Here is a 16435-nt window from a genome sequence, read left to right as displayed (position 1 = left end):
TGTGCCGCTCGCCAGTTCTTCGGTGTTTTTTCTCTGTGTCTCTGTGGTTCCCCACGGGTTTTCAGGCTGAAACCTGCAACGGGTTACAACAACGTCACCCCCGGCAAATTCAGCACACTCACCTCACGCATCGTCTGCACAAAATCCGCCACGTAGGCGGTCTCCTCGCGGCCCTTGTTCACGGCGACATGCAGTTCGGCGATCAGCCCGTTGGCGGTGATGGGGCGGGCGGTGACGTAACCTTTTTCCAGATAGTGCTGCACGCTCCAGCGCGGCAGGGCGGCGATGCCGCGGCGGCTGGCTACGAGTTGCAAGATGGCGACGGTCAGTTCGCTGGTGCGGCGTTGCGGCTTGATGCCGGCGGGCTTGAGCACCTTTTTCACCAGATCGAGCATTTCGTCGGCGACCGGGTAGGTGATCAGCGTCTCCGTGGCGAAATCAGCGGCTTCCAGCCGCGGTTTGGCGGTCAGCGGGTGGTCGTTGGCGAGCAGCGCGACCATGTCGAAGCTGAAGAGCGGCAGGCAGGCGATGTCCGGGTTGTCCTCGACTTCGGAGATGATCGCGAGATCGGCGCGGTCTTCGTAGAGTAGGCTGACCGGGTCGGCATGAAAGCCGGAGACGATGTCGAGCTCCACTTCCGGCCAGTGGGTGCGGAAGGTGTCCATGGCCGGCATCAGCCAGTCGAAACAGGTGTGGCATTCCACCGCAATGCGCAACTGCCCGGCTTCGCCCTCGCGCAGCTTGGCGATGGCGCGCTCGGCATGGGCCACCTGCGGCAGGATGGCATCGGCAAGCTGGGCGAGTTTGTCTCCGGCGGGGGTGAGCTTCAGCGGCGAACTCTTGCGCATGACGAGCGGCAGCGCGAAATGTTCTTCCAGCAGGCGCAGCTGGTGCGAGAGCGCAGATTGCGTCAGGAACAACCTTTCCGCCGCGCGCGTGAGGTTGCCGGTGTCGCGGATCGCGAGCAGGGTTCGCAGGTGGCGCAGTTCCAGGATGGATTGCATTGAACGATCCTCATGGCAATGCTGAAAATTATGAGTTTGAATCATAGTTTGGCGGGCGGCATCATGCAAACACTTTTCATGGATAAGGTGTTTTGTGATGACTGTTGCTCATGTCTTGGGTTTCCCGCGCATCGGCCGCCGCCGGGAATTGAAGTTTGCGCTGGAAAGTTTCTGGCGCGGGGAAATCGACGAGGCCGAGCTGCGTGCGGTGGGCGGCCAACTGCGCAAGGAGGCCTGGAGCTGGCAAAAGCAGGCCGGGCTGGATTTCGTGACCGTCGGCGATTTCGCCTGGTATGACCACCTCCTCAATTGGGCGGCGACGCTGGGTTGCCTGCCTTCGCGCTTCGGCTTCGATGCCCAGGCGCTGGGCTTGCCGCAGTATTTCGAGCTGGCACGCGGCAATGCCGCCCAGCCGGCGCTGGAAATGACCAAGTGGTTCGATACCAACTACCACTATCTGGTGCCGGAACTGGATGCTCATGCGCGTTTCGATGGCGGCGTGGACTGGCTGTTCGAGGAAATTGCCGAGGCACAGGCATTGGGCCATGCAGTTAAAGCCGTCCTGCCGGGGCCGCTGACATTCCTGTGGCGTTGCAAGGGCGAGGCAGGGCTCGACAAACTGGGCTTGCTGGGTCGTTTGGTGCCCGCGTATGTGCGTATCCTGCAACGGTTGGCTGCGCAGGGCGTCGAGTGGGTGCAGATCGACGAGCCGATTTTAGGGCTGGAGCTCCCCGCTGAATGGCTGGGCGGATTCGCTCCGGTGTATCGCGAGCTGGCCGGTTGCGGCGTGAACATCCTGCTGGGCAGCTATTTTGAGTCGGTCAGCGATCATGCTGCCCTGGTCAAGTCGCTACCGGTTGCGGGCCTGCATCTGGATCTCAAGCGCGCCCCCGAGCAACTCGCAATCTTCCTGAACGACTGGCCGCAGGACAAGGTGCTGTCGCTTGGTGTGGTGGACGGGCGCAACATCTGGGCGAGCGATCTGGACAGCACGCTGGCGACGCTGGAATCCGCTCGTGCGGTACTTGGCGAGCGCTTGTGGATTGGCAGCAGTTGCTCGCTCCTGCATGTGCCGGTCGATTTGCAGCAGGAAGAGGCGCTGGATGATGAACTCAAGCCTTGGCTTGCCTTTGCCCGCCAGAAACTTGCGGAGATCGGCACGCTGAAAACCGCGCTGGAAAAGGGGCAAGCGGCCGTTGCCGCAGAGCTGGAATCCAATCGCCGGGCAATCGCCTCCCGCCGCGCTTCGCCGCGTTGCCATGATCCGCGTGTCGCCGAGCGGCTGGCGGGCGTCGGGCCGGAGGATGCGCAACGCGATAGCGCATTTGCCGTGCGCGCAGAAAAGCAGCAGGCGCGCTTCCAATTGCCAGTACTGCCGACGACGACCATCGGCTCCTTCCCGCAAACGCAGGAAATCCGTGCAGCCCGCGCGGCGTTCAAGCGCGGCACGCTGGATGCTGCCGGCTACCGGCAGGCCATGCAGAAAGCCATCCGCTTTGCCGTCGCCAAACAGGAAGCGCTGGGGCTGGACGTGCTGGTGCATGGCGAGGCCGAGCGCAACGACATGGTGGAATACTTCGGCGAACAACTGGCCGGCTTTGCCTTCACCCGCCAGGGCTGGGTGCAAAGCTATGGCAGCCGCTGCGTGAAGCCGCCGTTGATCTACGGCGATGTTTCGCGCCCGCAACCGATGACGGTCGAATGGACGCGCCATGCACAGAGCCTGACCTCCAGGCCGATGAAGGGCATGCTGACCGGGCCGGTGACCATTCTGCAATGGTCGTTCGTGCGCGACGACCAGCCGCGCGCCGAGACCTGCCGGCAGATTGCGCTCGCCATTCGCGACGAGGTGCGCGATCTGGAAGCCGCCGGCATCGGCATCATCCAGATCGACGAGCCGGCTTTCCGCGAGGGTTTGCCGCTGAAGCGCCGCGACTGGGCGCAGTATCTGGACTGGGCAAGCCAGGCTTTCCGTTTGTCTGCCAGTGGGGTAGCGGATGACACTCAGATCCACACCCACATGTGCTATTCGGAGTTCAACGACATCCTGCCGGCGATTGCCGCGATGGATGCCGACGTGATCACCATCGAGACCTCGCGCTCGAAGATGAAACTGCTGCAAGGTTTCGGGGAATACGCCTACCCGAACGCAATCGGGCCGGGGGTCTACGACATCCACAGCCCGCGCGTGCCGCCCGTGGCGGAAATGCAGACCCTGATCGGCAAAGCGCTGGAGGTGGTTCCTGCCGAGCGCTTGTGGATCAACCCCGATTGCGGCCTGAAAACCCGTAACTGGGCAGAAACGGAAGCGGCGTTGGGCAACATGATGGAAGCGACGCGGCTGGCGCGCCTGAATTTGGCAAGCGCCCAAGAATAGCAGGATGAAGTTCCCCCTTTGACAAAGGGGGCAGGGGGATTTGCGGCACAGCCATAAACGGCATTGCAGAAATCCCCCTCAATCCCTAATGCCGTTCACTTAAGAAAAGTGAGCGGCATTTTTCTTGAACAGCGCTGCATGCAGCACGCTCCGCCCTGGAAGGCGCCGAGAAGCACAGCAAGGCGCGGGAATTCGGCGAGCACTGTTTGAGACCGCAGGCCGAGTTGCGCAGCCGCCGCGTCTTGCGAGCATCGCAGGGAACCCCGCAGGGGCGCCGGAGCGGGCTCGCCTAGGGGTGAAGGGGATTTGGCGAGACAAATCCCTTTCCCGTATGCCGGGCGGAACCGGCTGTAAACCCTGCGCCGCAGGCGCATAAAAATCCTTTAAGTGAACGACATTACCCTCAATCCCCCTTTTGCAAAGGGGGAAGTCGCCGTTGCGGCTTGTCTGGCCTGCGCGTTTAACCGTGTGGGTTCCACTCGAATTTGGCCGGGTAGGGCGGAACCGCCTTGCGGACTTCTTCGGCCGTTGGCGTATGCGCGCGGCCATCGAACACGATTTGCAGCGCCGGACTGTTGAGAATGCTAGCCGGGGTAACGGTTTCGCGCTGCCAGGGAATGCGCCCGAAATACCAGAGCTTCCAGAAACCGAGATCGGTGTCGGGGCGTTGTGCCAGCAAGGTGGCAAAATTTTCCACTTTCCCGACATGGACGCCGGTCGATTCGGCTAGCACCTCGCGGACGAAGCGCGAGCAGAACTGGCGCGAAGAGTGCAGGTTGAAACCGGTGTCGTACAGAATCCCGCTGCGTTTCTTTGCCGCTTGCCGGATGCCGGTTTGCTGCTCCGGGCTGATCTCCGTTTTGAGTCGGGCCACCGCTACCCGCCCGGATTCGGAGCGGGCCACGAATTTCGACAGCGGGGTGGTGCGCGAGAGCGGAAAAGTGCTCTCGCTGATCTGGGGCTCGCTCCCGGAGATGTCCGTGACGATGCCGACATGATTGGTCCAGCTTCCGGTCGCTGCGGCGACCTTCAGAAAGGGGCGCACCTTGATGCGCGTAAAGACCACGTCGCCTACCTGCAGTTGTTCGGCAATGTCTTCCAGTGTCGATTGTTGCAAGGGGCCGGTTGTGGCGGTTGCATCGGATGCACCCAGAAACAGTCCTGCCATGACGCCTGTACCTATTCCCAAAACTACACCCAGGACGTGTTTCAGTTTGAAGTGGATCATGATGCGCTCCTTAAATAGGGTGGGTTGATTTCAGGATGCGCTTCTGGATTGAATTGTTAAACCTTTGGCGTTGCAGGTGGCGATGATTGCGCTTTGTGGTATCGTTTTTCGATACTAATTATGGTGAAATCCATACTATGAGCGAAGCGGCCCAACTCGTTTTTACCATCAAGCGCTTGCTGAAAAGCCGAGGGCACACCTATCGGGATGTCGCGCAGGCGTTGCATCTTTCCGAGGCCAGCGTGAAGCGGCTGTTTTCTGCCCAGCGCCTGAGTGTTGACCGTCTAGCTGAACTCAGCGCTTTTCTGGGCTTGACGCTGGCAGAGTTGGTGCAGGAAACGCAATCGGATCAATTGCCGATTCGTGCGCTTTCCATGGAACAGGAAGCCGAGTTGGTCTCGGATGAGCGCATGCTCCTGGTGGCCGCCTGTGCGATCAATCAATGGCGGCTGGACGAAATACAAAGCATCTATGCCCTGACCGAGCCGGAGTGCCTGAAATATCTGTTGCGGTTGGAACGTATCGGCTTGATCCGCCTGCTGCCAGGTAACCGGATTCGCCTCACGATCGCTCGCGATTTCGCCTGGCTGCCGAATGGGCCTATTCAGTGTTATTTTCGACAGCAATGTCAGGCCGATTTTCTGGCGGGGGATGCAATCGGTTCTGAGACCGGATATTTCTTTGTACATGGCATGTTGACGCCCGCTGCGATGGCGGAAATGGAGGCGGAAGTGAGCCGGTTGCGGAGAAAATTTGCCGAGCTGCATCGTGAATGCGCCAGTCTGCCTTTACACCGCAAATACGGGATGGGTTTTTTATTGGCGTTGCGGGAATGGGAGCCTGAAAGCTTTACGCGTCTGCGCAGGACAGATCTTGCGGCGAGCAAGTCATGACCGAGCCATCAAGATGACATAAACGCCATCGGCCATCGTCGCGCAGCAGATAGCCGCCTTTTCCCTGATGCCAGTCCGGAAGAACATGGCGCAGGCCGCAGACGTGTTCATGCAATGCAGGGCGGTGGGTGTGGCCGTGGATCATGCGCGCTACGCCGGCTGCCTGCATGGCGGCTTCGATGGCGGACGGATTGACGTCGGTCCAGGACGCTGGCTTTTGTTTCGTCTGGTTTTGCGACTTTGTCCGCAGGCGACGCGCTTCGATCTTGCGCAAAAAACGCGGCAAGTGCAGCCAGAGCCATTGCACGGACGGATGGTGCACGATTTTGCGGTAGCGCTGGTAGCGCAAGTCGTCGGTGCAATAGAGGTCGCCGTGCGAAAGCAGGATCTTTTCGCTTTCGATATCGGCAACGTACGGATCGGGCAGAAGGGTCAGGCCGCAGGCGAGCGCGAATTGGCGCGCGCAGAGGAAATCCCGGTTGCCGGCCATGAAATACACAGCCACGCCGCTGGCGGCGAGCGTAACGATGCGGCGGCACTGGCGCGCGAAGAAGGGATCGTCGAGCTGGTCGTCGCCGATCCAGTATTCGAACAGGTCGCCCAGGATGTACAACGACTGTGCCTGGCGCGCCGGGCCGGCGAGGAAGATTGCAAATGCCTCCTCCGTCGCGGGGTCGGACGGGGAGAGGTGCAGGTCAGAGATGAAGTAGACGGGTTTCAAGTCGGGGGAGGGCGGCCGAAGCCGCCCGATCAGTCAATGGATCAGAGCACTTCGGCCTTGGTGATCAGCACGTCTTCCACCGGAACGTCCTGGTGGAAGCCGCGGCTGCCGGTCTTGACGCCCTTGATCTTGTCCACGACTTCGGTGCCTTCGACGACCTTGCCGAACACGGCATAGCCCCAGCCTTGGGGGGTCTTGTGCTGGAAGTTGAGGAAATCGTTGTTGGCAATGTTGATGAAGAACTGGGCAGAAGCTGAATGCGGCTCGGGCGTGCGCGCCATGGCAATGCTGTAGGCCACGTTCTTCAGACCATTGTCGGCTTCGTTCTGGATGGTTTCGCGCGTCTCTTTCTGCTTGAGCCCCGGCTCGAAGCCGCCGCCCTGGATCATGAAGCCATCGATCACGCGATGGAAGACCGTGCCGTCGTAGTGACCGTCCTTCACATACTGCACGAAGTTGGCCACGGTCAGCGGCGCTTTGGCTTCGTCGAGTTCGAGAACGATGTCGCCGAAGGTGGTGGTCAGTTTGACTTGGGTCATTGGGATTTCCTTTACGGTTCAGGATTCGGAAAGTTACTTGTTTTTGACTTCGCGGGCGGACTGGATGATAACCGGTTCAAGCGGGACATCGCTGTGCGGATAGCGGTTCCCGGTCTTAACCGTTTTGATCTTGTCGACAACCTCCTGTCCCTTCACGACTTTGCCGAAGACGGCATAACCCCAGCCTTGCGGGGTCGGCGCGCGGTGGTCGAGGAAGTCGTTATCCTTGACGTTGATAAAGAACTGGGCGCTGGCCGAGTGAGGGTCAGGCGTGCGCGCCATGGCAATCGTATAGACCTTGTTTTTCAGGCCGTTGCCAGCTTCGTTCTTGATCGGTGCGCGCGTGGCTTTTTCCTTCAAGCCGGCATCGAAACCGCCGCCCTGGATCATGAAGTTGCCGATGACGCGGTGAAAGATCGTGCCGTCATAGTGCTTGGCGCGTACATACTGCAGAAAGTTGGCTACGGTGGCAGGTGCCTTTTTCTGGTCGAGTTCCAGAACGATATTGCCCTGGTTGGTTACAAGCTCCACGCGCGGGTTGGCGGCAAAAGCGGAAACACTGAACAGGCATCCCAGTAGCAGGGGAAGAAAACGGCGCATGCAAAAACTCCGGCTCTAGTCTGATTTCGGGCAATCATAGCTTAGAATTCAGGGTAAGGAGAAACGACCATGCCCAGACTGCCCTCGTTTGATGATTTGATTGTCGGATTCGATACAGCACTGCGCACGCTCGCGGCCAAACCGGTCAGCCAGCGCCCGCACCCGGATGCCGGAATGGAAGATACGGAGCTTTCAGAAGAGGAAAAAGCGCATGCGGCCGGTTTGATGCGGGTGAATCACAGCGGCGAGGTGTGTGCCCAGGCTCTGTACCAAGGGCAGGCGCTCACCGCTCGCGACCCCGCCGCCCGCGATGCCTTGCGCCAAGCCGCCCGCGAAGAGGTCGAGCATCTGGCGTGGACCGAGCGCCGCGTTCACGAGCTGGGGGGGCGGACGAGTCTGCTCAATCCGCTGTGGTATGCCGGCAGCTTGGCGCTCGGTGTGGTTGCCGGCTTGGCTGGGGATAAGTGGAACCTTGGGTTTCTGGCGGAAACGGAAGAGCAGGTTGGCGCGCACTTGCAGTTGCACTTGCAGGGGCTTCCGGAGCACGATGCGAAAAGCCGTGCCATCGTCGAGCAGATGTATCGGGACGAGATGCAGCATGCCTGCTTGGCAAAAGAGTTGGGTGGAGCGGAACTTCCGTTTCCCTTGCAGGTTCTAATGAGGAATGCATCCAAAGTCATGACCTCAACCAGCTACCGGGTATAGCTGACGCGGGGCGACATGTTTGCTTGCAAAAAATGAGGCAAGGGCATTTTGCACAAATTTGAATGTGAATATGTCGGATTTGCTTGTGTGTTGCCCCGCAATAAATTTTGCAAATTGATTTATGTCAATTGCAGGTCCGGCGTCGGGTGTTAGCCTTCGCGGGATTTTTTAGGTTGTTATTTGTCTTTTAATTTTTTGCGTTACTTTTTAGCTCTAGGAGATGCGGGATGAAAAACCGTTGGTTGATTGCTGCTGCAGCAGTCGGTATTCACGCTTCACTTGGCTCGGTTTACGCTTGGAGCGTGTTCAAGAACCCGTTCATTCAAGCGTTTGGCTGGAGCCAGTTGCAAGCCGGTATGCCTTTTGGTCTGGCCATTTTTCTGCTCGGTACGTCCGCAGCAGTGATGGGCCACGTTGTTGAAAAACGCGGTCCGCGCTATTCCGGTACCTTGTCGACCATCTTCTGGGCGATTGGTCTGTTTGGCGCAGGTTTTGTTACTTCTGATATGGTGTCCAGCAACGAATTGCGTTACTGGGCGCTCCTTCTGTTCTGTGTGATTGCGGGTATCGGCTTGGGTACGGGTTATGTGACCCCGGTGTCCACGCTGATGAAGTGGTTCCCGGACCGTCGCGGTCTGGCCACTGGCCTGGCGATCATGGGCTTCGGCTTCGGCGCTTTCTTCGGTGCTCCGGTCATGGCCAAGATGATTCAAGGTGTAGGTATTTCCAATACCTTTTATATCTTGGGTGCCGTGTACTTCGTGATCATGATCGCCTCCGCCCAGTACCTGGAGCCGCCGCCCAAGGACTGGAAGCCGGCTGGCATGGCTGAAGCCCTGGCCTCCGGCAAGAAGAAGCCGGCCATGGACCTGATGCCGATGAACGCCAACGAAGCCGTTAAGACCAAGCCGTTCTACGGTCTGTGGATCATGATGTTCATCAACATCACCTGCGGCATCTCGGTGATCTCCGTGGCATCCCCGATGGCGCAGGAAGTAACCGGCATGACCGCACTGGCTGCCGGCGGCGTGGTGGGCATGATCGGTCTGTTCAACGGTGCTGGCCGTCTGGGCTGGGCTTCGTTCTCCGATATTCTTGGCCGTCCGAATACCTACATCACCTTCTTCGTGGTGCAAGTGGGCGCATTCTGGCTGCTGCCGAGCCTCAAGGAAGTGTTCATCTTCCAGGTTGTGCTGTACCTGATCATGACCTGCTACGGTGGCGGTTTCTCCACTCTGCCGGCCTACATCGGTGACATCTTCGGCACCAAGCAGGTGAGCGCGATTCACGGCTATGTTCTGACTGCCTGGGCGATGGCGGGTCTGGTTGGCTCCGCACTGGCTTCGTTCCTGCGTCAGGCGACCGGCAGCTATGCTGCGATGACCAAGGTTTACGCCGTGATTTTCCTGGTTGCTTTGGCTGTTTCGGTTGCCATGAAGATCTTCGTGAACCGCGAGCTGGCCAAGAAGCACCTGACCTATGGTGAAGTGGAAGGCGCTGCCATGGCTACGGCTGCTGACGAAGAAGAAAGCTATCACTGATAGCATTTCTGATGCACAACAAAAAAGGCCGGTTTTCCGGCCTTTTTTGTTGTCTATGGGGTAATTTTTACACTGTATGTCATGTGCGCAAGTGGGTATAAATGCCGCATTGAATTCAAGGTAATGGATTGAACATGGCACAGATTTTGTCCCCCTCCTATATCGTCGATTACATCAACAATGCTGCGATGAGCAAGGTGGCGTTGCGCCCGCCGCGCCTGCTTGTCATGTCGATGCTGGGTGGTGTCTACATCGCCCTTGGAGGGTTGCTTGCGCTGGTGGTGGCCGGCGGGGCTACCGGCTTGCTGGCATCCAATCCGGGGCTCGACAAGCTGTTGTTCGGCTCGCTGTTTCCGGTGGGCTTTATTGCGGTGGTTCTGACTGGCGCAGACCTGTTTACTTCCAACTGTGCCACGCAAATGGTGCCGCTGTTCCGCCGTCAGGTGAGCGCCATTGAAGTCGGCAGGGTTTGGTGCCTGTCTTACCTGGGCAACATGATCGGCGCGCTTTTTGCCGCTTGGGCATTTGCCTACATGACGGGGCTGCTTTCCATGAGCAATCCCTGGACGCCGTTCGTGTTCAAGCTGGCCGAGCATAAGCTCGACGCATCGTTCGTCGTGGTGTTCATGAAGGGTATTCTGGCCAACATGCTGGTCTGTCTGGCGGCGTGGCAGGGCTATTCCGCCAAGGATACACTGGGGCGCATGGTAGGTATCTGGGCGCCGGTGATGACCTTTGTTGCGCTGGGCATGGAGCACAGCATCGCCAACCTGTTCTTCATTCCCGCCGCCATGATGGCAGGTCTGCATGCCACGGTGGGCGAGTTTGTGGTCAATAACCTCATTCCGGCGACGCTGGGCAATATCGTGGGCGGTGCGGTGTTCATCGGCCTGCCGTATGCCTGGCTGTACAGTGAAACCGAAGGCAAGGTGGAAGAGCCTTCCGATACGCACATGCCATGATCGGCTGTTTGTGAAAAATAAAACGGCAGCTTGCGGGCTGCCGTTTTATTTTGCCGGGGCGAGGTTAATCGGCTTCGATAACTTCGTAATCGTGCGTGATCTGCGCAGTTTTCCCGAGCATGATTGATGCCGAACAGTATTTCTCCGCAGACAGTTTGACTGCGCGGGCCACCAGTTCGGGTTTCAATGCCTTGCCTGTTACCGCGAAATGCAGGTGAATGCGGGTGAAGACCTTGGGGTCTTCCGTGGCGCGCTCTGCATCCACGTTTACCACGCAGTCCCGGATGTCGGCCCTCCCTTTCTTGAGGATGTGAACCACATCGTAAGCGGAGCAGCCGGCTGTTCCCATTAGCAGCATTTCCATGGGGCGCGGTCCCAAGTTGCGGCCGCCGCCCTCTGTCGGGCCATCCATGAGGACGGCATGACCGGATTCGGATTGGGCGAGGAAGCTGGCATCTTCGACCCATTTCAGGCGTACTTTCATGATTTTGTTGTCCAGGTCGGTGGGGGATGGACGAGTTTACCAGTTGGGGCAATAAGGCGCAGAGTCCACGGAAAATTTTTGATGCGCTGCACAAATTTTCCTTGAATTAAAAAATGTTGCGGTGCATAATGAAAACAACATCGGAGCTTACGGCTTTGGTGTTGTCTCCTCCTCCTCCTTCTTTGGTGGATTGCACGCAACCCTGACCGGGTTGCGTTTTTTTTGTCGGATTCAGACAAGCCTTTCCGTTAATTGTGTTTGACATGGATTTGGTTTGTTAGCTAAAATGCCCGACTTTCTCAAATTCAGAATCTTGGAAGAGCAGTTATGAAAACCTTTTCTGCCAAGCCGCACGAGGTAAAGCGCGAGTGGTTCGTCGTAGACGCCACTGACAAGGTGCTCGGCCGCGTTGCTGCTGAAATTGCCAAGCGCCTGCGTGGCAAGCACAAAGCCGAATACACTCCGCACGTGGATTGCGGCGATTACATCGTGGTGGTGAACGCAGACAAGCTGCGCGTGACCGGCGACAAAGCCGAGTCCAAGAAATACTACCGCCACTCCACCTTCCCGGGTGGCATCTACGAACGTACCTTCAAGGAAATGCAAGCCAAGTTCCCGGGCCGTGTGCTCGAGAAGGCCGTCAAGGGCATGCTGCCGAAGGGTCCGCTCGGCTATGCAATGATCAAGAAGATGAAGGTTTATGCCGGCAGCGAGCATCCGCACACCGCGCAGCAGCCGAAAGCTCTGGAACTCTGAGGCGGCGCCTCCTCTAAACTGGAAATGACATCATGGTAGGCAAGTACAATTACGGTACCGGTCGTCGCAAGAGCGCCGTGGCTCGCGTGTTCCTCGCCAAAGGCACTGGCAACATCGTCGTCAACGGCAAGCCGCTCGACCAATACTTCTCCCGCGAAACCGGCCGCATGGTCGTTCGTCAGCCGCTCGTGCTGACCAACAACCTCGAAGCGTTCGACATTCTGGTGAACGTGGTTGGTGGCGGTGAAACTGGCCAAGCTGGCGCAGTGCGTCACGGCATCACCCGCGCTCTGATCGATTTCGACGCAGCCTTCAAGGGTACCCTCAAGGCCGCCGGCCTCGTGACCCGCGATGCTCGTGAAGTTGAGCGTAAGAAGGTCGGTCTGCACAAAGCCCGTCGCCGCAAGCAATTCTCCAAGCGTTAATCGCTCGGGATTGCCCTGCAAAAAAGCCGCTGCAAGCGGCTTTTTTGTTGCCTGGAAAGATCGGAGTTATTAACGGGGATTTATCCGGATTTCCTGGCAAGCCGCACTTGTTCATGGCAATGCAGATCGGCCGCAACGGCCGAACAGAGCAAGTGCCAAACAGCATGCAGCAGAACATCCCATCTTTCGACATCCGGGATAATGTTGATGGATTCAATTGGAATTCCAGAACTGCAAACGGCGTAATGCTGAGCCTGGCTTGGCACGGCCAGCGAAGCGATCACGAACATCAAAACAGGTGGTCGGAAGTGCCAGATTCAGCAACGGTTTTGCTGCAGGTTCTTGAAGCAGGATTCTCAAAATCCCGAATAGCGTCCTGGTTTGTGGTTGATGGTGATGACCATGTTCAGCGCCAGTACGCCCAGCATCGAAAGCCCCACAACATAGAATCCCTTGATCAGTAGCGTAGCCAGCACGATGGCGAAATCGACTGCCATCTGGATGTTCCCGGCGCGCCAGCCCCGTTTTTCCTGCAGGTAGATGGCCAGAACCGTGACTCCGCCGAGGCTGGCTTTGTGGCGGATCAGGATGAGGATGCCGACCCCGGTCAGCAGGCCGGCCATGATCGCCGCAAAAAACGGATTCATGTTGCCGATCTGGATCCAGTGCGGCAGCAATTCACTGTAAAGCGACAGTAGCGAGACGGCAGCGAAGGTCTTGATCGTGAATTGCCAGCCCAAAGCCCGAATGGCAAAAATGTAGAACGGCAGGTTGATCGCGAAAAAGACGAGACCGAATTGCCACCCGCCCAGGTAGTGAAGCAGAAAGGCCAGCCCTGCTGTGCCGCCGGTCAGTAGCCCTGATTGGCGATAGAGGACGACGGAAAGCGCGACAAACAGCGTGCCTACCAGCAGCGCTTGGGCATCTTCGAGCAAGGTGTGGGGTTGGGGAGTCGGGCGGGTCATGTTCTGCAAATAAACGAAAGCTGTCGACCTGATTTTATCCTCAGGTGCAAACACTGCAATCGGGGATTGCCCTTGAAAGGCGGGGTTACAGAATCTTTTTGCCGGCTATTTGCATTGATAAGCGCAGTAGCCCGGCCTCGGCCCTATTTGCGGGTGGTTGCGGCAGGTGTTGGGGCGTTTTTCGTAGACCGTGCAGCGCCGCGTTTCCTTGTCCAGATAGCGACAGTCGCCATTGGCCCGGCGTGCCAGCGTGAAGATGCTGTTGCGGAAATTGAAGTGCTCGATCAGCCCGGCTTTTTGCAGGCGCTTGGCGATCTGCTTGGGTTCCTCTCCCAGCTCGAATTCATCGATGAGTTCAAGGCGGACCAGATCCGGCTGCTTTACTTCGACCGGCATGGTGCAGCAGGTGGCGCGGCAGGTGGCGCACAGGCCGGCGCGGTACTTGAGCCAGGTTTCGGTGCGGTCGAGGTCGGAGCGGTGGATGATTGCTTTCTTCATGAGCTTGCCTTCTGCTGGTGCGCATTGTACCGAATCCGGCGGCATTACGATGGGGTCAACTATGATGGAACCATGTTCATGGTGGAGCCCGCCCGTGGATCTGGAGCCGCAGCAAATCTCGCAGGAAGTCTTTCGTGAACGTTATGCGCTGGAAGGCGAAGAGAACGTGGATGCGCAGCGTCTGCGCGTGGCAGCTGCGTTGGCTGCCGTAGAGCGCGATGTTTCGTACTGGCAGCCCCGCTTTTACCATGCGCTGCGGGGCGGGTTGATTCCCGGCGGCAGAATCAACAGTGCAGCTGGCGTTGCGCTTGATGCCACGCTGCTCAACTGTTTCGTGCAGCCGGTGGGTGATTCGATCGACAGCATCTATCAGTCTCTGCGCGAGGCGGCAGAAACCATGCGCCGCGGTGGAGGGGTCGGCTACAACTTTTCCGCGCTGCGGCCCGCTGGCGCGAAGGTCAAGGGAACGGGAACACTCGCATCGGGGCCGGTCTCGTTTATGCATCTGTTCGATGCTTCCTGCGATGTCATTGAATCGGCGGGCGCACGGCGCGGTGCGCAGATGGGCGTGCTTGATTGCGATCATCCCGATATCGAGGCTTTTGTCCATGCCAAGGACAAGGGCGAGTTTCGCAATTTCAATCTTTCGGTGGGGGCGACGGACCGCTTCATGCAGGCGGTGGCCGACGATGCGCTGTGGGATCTGGTCCATGTCGCAGAGCCCGACCTGCTGGTGTACCCGCAGGCCAGCCGGCGCCCGGACGGACGCTGGTGCTACCGCACGCTGCGTGCCCGCGATTTGTGGACGCAGATCATGGCCTCGGCCTACGATCATGCCGAGCCCGGAATCCTGTTTCTGGACAAGATCAACCGCGACAACAACCTGGGTTATTGCGAACATATTTCTGCGACCAATCCCTGCGGCGAGCAGCCGCTGCCCGACTACGCCTGCTGCGATCTGGCGTCGATCAATCTGACTTGGTTGGTGCGTCGGCCGTTTGCTGCCGATGCCACGTTTGATTTTTCCGCGTTGGGGCAGCTCGCCCGCGTTGCGGTGCGGATGCTCGACAATGTCTACGACGTAACGCGCTGGCCACTGCCGCAACAACGACAAGAAGCTTTGCAAAAGCGCCGGCTTGGGCTGGGGTTTTTGGGGCTGGGCGATGCGCTCATCATGCTTGGCCTGCGCTACGACAGCGAGAAAGGGCGGGGGGTTGCCGCTCGCATTGCCGAAACTTTACGCAACGAGGCTTATCTAAGCAGTGTGGAAGTGGCGCGCGAAAAAGGCGCTTTTCCGCTGTTTTCCGCCGAAGGCATGCTCTCGGGCGATCACAGCGCGAACCGGCTGCCCGCTAGCATCAAGGACCGGATTCGTCGCCATGGTTTGCGCAACAGCCATCTGACCTGCATCGCGCCGACCGGAACGATCAGCCTCGCCTTTGCCGACAATGCCTCCAATGGCATTGAGCCGGCTTATGCCTGGAGTTACAAGCGCAACAAGCGCATGGCGGATGGGCGCGTTCTTGAATTCAAGGTGGAAGACCATGCCTGGCGCGCGTATAGCGCCCAAGGGGGTGATACGCAGAACCTGCCGCCGGCTTTTGTTTCTGCGCTGGAGTTGCAAGCGCTTGATCACATGCGCATGGTTGCTGCGGTTCAGCCCTATGTCGATGCCGGGATTTCCAAGACGGTCAATATCCCGGCGAATTATCCGTTTGCTGAATTCGAAGTGCTTTATTTTGAGGCGTGGCGGGCGGGGCTGAAAGGCATTGCCGCATTCCGCCCGAATGCCTGTATCGGTTCGGTACTGTTCGAGCCCGATCGATGACAGGCATGACAATTTCTTGATTATCCTGCTGAAATATGATTTCTTACGGCCAGAGGTTTTAACTTGATGTTTGCAATAAAATAAATAAAAATCAGAAAGCTGCTGTCGAAGCCAAGAGGGGGGCGTTTCAACATGCGATTGACTCAGGTAATTGCCGGTGCGCTGTTTTTTGTTTTGGCAGGCTTGGTTAGCGCCCAGCCTCTGTTGGTCAGGACGATTGCGCAGGAAGGCTATCGCGGAAAATTCAACGGGGAGAATCCGGTCAAACCGGGTATCTGTCTTGAGATCATCCGCGCCATAGAAAGAATTGACCCGCAACTCAAATTCATCGGCCTGGAGAGAAAGGGGTCGATGGCCAGAATCGAGACCGATCTCGAAGCCGGTGAAATCGATGTGGCTTGGGGGCTGATGAAGAACGAGCGGCGCATGGCGACCTTTATCCTGTCCGATACCATTCTTTATCCGAGCGCGCAGGTGTTGGTGGTACGTGCGGATGACCCGGTTGTGGTGAACAACTGGGATGACGTACGCAAGCTGGGTAGGGATGGCATCGTGATTACGGCGGCCAAGGCTGCGCAGCCCGAGTACCTGAAATCGCTGGGTGGGCTCATCATCGACGATAATTCCAATTCCAGCGTGGCCAACCTGCGCAAGCTGATCGCCGGACGCGGGCGTTTCGTGTATGGCACCGATTTCAATATGGTAGAGGACATCGCCGCCTTGGGAATCCAGGATCAGGTCAAGTTTTTGCCAATCCGCTTCCAGGTCGGGGGCATGCATGCCGCGTTCTCCAGAAAAGCTTCGCCGGCAATCGTCAAGCGCATCAACGCAGCACTGAAGAAGCTTGATACATCCGGCGAACTGAAGCGGATCCGCGCCCATTATCTTCCGGTATGACGATGGTCAACT

17 protein-coding genes are annotated in these 16435 nt (G+C 58.3%); 9 read left to right on the top strand and 8 right to left on the bottom strand.

Going from position 1 to position 16435, the window contains the following annotated elements:
- Positions 1–83: 83 nt before the first annotated feature.
- Positions 84–1004 (bottom strand): LysR family transcriptional regulator, encoded by a 921-nt coding sequence (locus tag BMZ36_RS06855; protein WP_091193310.1) that lies wholly within the window; start codon positions 1002–1004, stop codon positions 84–86.
- A 97-nt stretch (positions 1005–1101) separates the two neighbouring features.
- Here BMZ36_RS06855 and metE point away from each other — a divergent pair, with 97 nt between their 5' ends.
- Positions 1102–3381: a 5-methyltetrahydropteroyltriglutamate--homocysteine S-methyltransferase gene (metE, locus tag BMZ36_RS06850; RefSeq protein ID WP_091193306.1), complete on the top strand. Its 2280-nt coding sequence runs from the start codon at positions 1102–1104 to the stop codon at positions 3379–3381.
- A 460-nt stretch (positions 3382–3841) separates the two neighbouring features.
- Here the strand turns inward: metE and BMZ36_RS06845 are convergent, their stop codons facing one another.
- Positions 3842–4609 (bottom strand): YebB family permuted papain-like enzyme, encoded by a 768-nt coding sequence (locus BMZ36_RS06845; RefSeq protein WP_218142652.1) that lies wholly within the window; start codon positions 4607–4609, stop codon positions 3842–3844.
- 137 nt (positions 4610–4746) lie between these two features.
- On the opposite strand from BMZ36_RS06845, the gene BMZ36_RS06840 reads away from it, so the two are divergent.
- A complete protein-coding gene (locus BMZ36_RS06840; RefSeq protein ID WP_091193297.1) occupies positions 4747–5502 on the top strand; it encodes a helix-turn-helix domain-containing protein in 756 nt (251 codons plus the stop codon).
- Here the strand turns inward: BMZ36_RS06840 and BMZ36_RS06835 are convergent.
- The 3 genes from BMZ36_RS06835 to BMZ36_RS06825 are packed head-to-tail and all read right to left on the bottom strand — an operon-like array spanning position 5459 to position 7362.
- Complete coding sequence (locus tag BMZ36_RS06835) at positions 5459–6223, bottom strand: UDP-2,3-diacylglucosamine diphosphatase (protein ID WP_091193294.1); 765 nt, start codon at positions 6221–6223, stop codon at positions 5459–5461. The two genes, BMZ36_RS06840 and BMZ36_RS06835, sit on opposite strands and share 44 nt — an antisense overlap.
- A 41-nt stretch (positions 6224–6264) precedes the next feature.
- Positions 6265–6762 carry a peptidylprolyl isomerase gene (locus BMZ36_RS06830; RefSeq protein WP_091193290.1) on the bottom strand — a complete coding sequence of 166 codons (498 nt, stop codon included), beginning with the start codon at positions 6760–6762 and terminating at the stop codon, positions 6265–6267.
- A gap of 33 nt (positions 6763–6795) precedes the next feature.
- The gene (locus tag BMZ36_RS06825) at positions 6796–7362 is read right to left on the bottom strand and encodes a peptidylprolyl isomerase (RefSeq protein WP_091193286.1); all 567 of its coding nucleotides are present in this window, start codon (positions 7360–7362) and stop codon (positions 6796–6798) included.
- 69 nt (positions 7363–7431) lie between these two features.
- Between BMZ36_RS06825 and coq7 the strand changes: the two genes are divergently transcribed.
- The 3 genes from coq7 (at position 7432) to BMZ36_RS06810 (ending at position 10570) form a co-directional block, all read left to right on the top strand.
- The gene (gene coq7 / locus BMZ36_RS06820; protein ID WP_091193279.1) at positions 7432–8067 is read left to right on the top strand and encodes a 2-polyprenyl-3-methyl-6-methoxy-1,4-benzoquinone monooxygenase; all 636 of its coding nucleotides are present in this window, start codon (positions 7432–7434) and stop codon (positions 8065–8067) included.
- Positions 8068–8294: 227 nt separating this feature from the next.
- Positions 8295–9608: an L-lactate MFS transporter gene (locus tag BMZ36_RS06815; protein WP_091193274.1), complete on the top strand. Its 1314-nt coding sequence runs from the start codon at positions 8295–8297 to the stop codon at positions 9606–9608.
- Positions 9609–9742: 134 nt separating this feature from the next.
- Complete coding sequence (locus BMZ36_RS06810) at positions 9743–10570, top strand: formate/nitrite transporter family protein (RefSeq protein WP_091193270.1); 828 nt, start codon at positions 9743–9745, stop codon at positions 10568–10570.
- A gap of 64 nt (positions 10571–10634) precedes the next feature.
- On the opposite strand, the gene BMZ36_RS06805 is transcribed toward BMZ36_RS06810, so the two are convergent.
- A complete protein-coding gene (locus tag BMZ36_RS06805) occupies positions 10635–11054 on the bottom strand; it encodes an OsmC family protein (RefSeq protein ID WP_091193266.1) in 420 nt (139 codons plus the stop codon).
- A gap of 327 nt (positions 11055–11381) precedes the next feature.
- Between BMZ36_RS06805 and rplM the strand changes: the two genes are divergently transcribed.
- Positions 11382–11810, top strand: a complete 429-nt coding sequence (gene rplM / locus BMZ36_RS06800) for a 50S ribosomal protein L13 (RefSeq protein ID WP_091193261.1) — start codon at positions 11382–11384, stop codon at positions 11808–11810.
- Positions 11811–11842: 32 nt separating this feature from the next.
- Positions 11843–12235, top strand: coding sequence for a 30S ribosomal protein S9 (gene rpsI, locus BMZ36_RS06795; protein WP_091193256.1), 393 nt, complete (start codon positions 11843–11845; stop codon positions 12233–12235).
- Between the two features lie 356 nt (positions 12236–12591).
- Here rpsI and BMZ36_RS06785 read toward each other — a convergent pair whose 3' ends face one another.
- Entirely contained in the window at positions 12592–13200 is a 609-nt protein-coding gene (locus BMZ36_RS06785) for a YitT family protein (RefSeq protein WP_091193248.1), read from the bottom strand.
- A 105-nt stretch (positions 13201–13305) separates the two neighbouring features.
- Positions 13306–13698 carry a YkgJ family cysteine cluster protein gene (locus BMZ36_RS06780; RefSeq protein ID WP_091193496.1) on the bottom strand — a complete coding sequence of 131 codons (393 nt, stop codon included), beginning with the start codon at positions 13696–13698 and terminating at the stop codon, positions 13306–13308.
- A 94-nt stretch (positions 13699–13792) separates the two neighbouring features.
- Here BMZ36_RS06780 and BMZ36_RS06775 point away from each other — a divergent pair, with 94 nt between their 5' ends.
- Positions 13793–15526, top strand: a complete 1734-nt coding sequence (locus tag BMZ36_RS06775; RefSeq protein ID WP_245747808.1) for an adenosylcobalamin-dependent ribonucleoside-diphosphate reductase — start codon at positions 13793–13795, stop codon at positions 15524–15526.
- 132 nt (positions 15527–15658) lie between these two features.
- Complete coding sequence (locus tag BMZ36_RS06770) at positions 15659–16423, top strand: substrate-binding periplasmic protein (RefSeq protein ID WP_091193244.1); 765 nt, start codon at positions 15659–15661, stop codon at positions 16421–16423.
- Positions 16424–16435: the final 12 nt, after the last annotated feature.

This window comes from Formivibrio citricus (assembly GCF_900115065.1).
Lineage (GTDB): Bacteria > Pseudomonadota > Gammaproteobacteria > Burkholderiales > Chitinibacteraceae > Formivibrio > Formivibrio citricus.
Note: the sequence above shows the minus strand (reverse complement) of the source record. Positions and strands in the feature narration are given on the sequence as shown.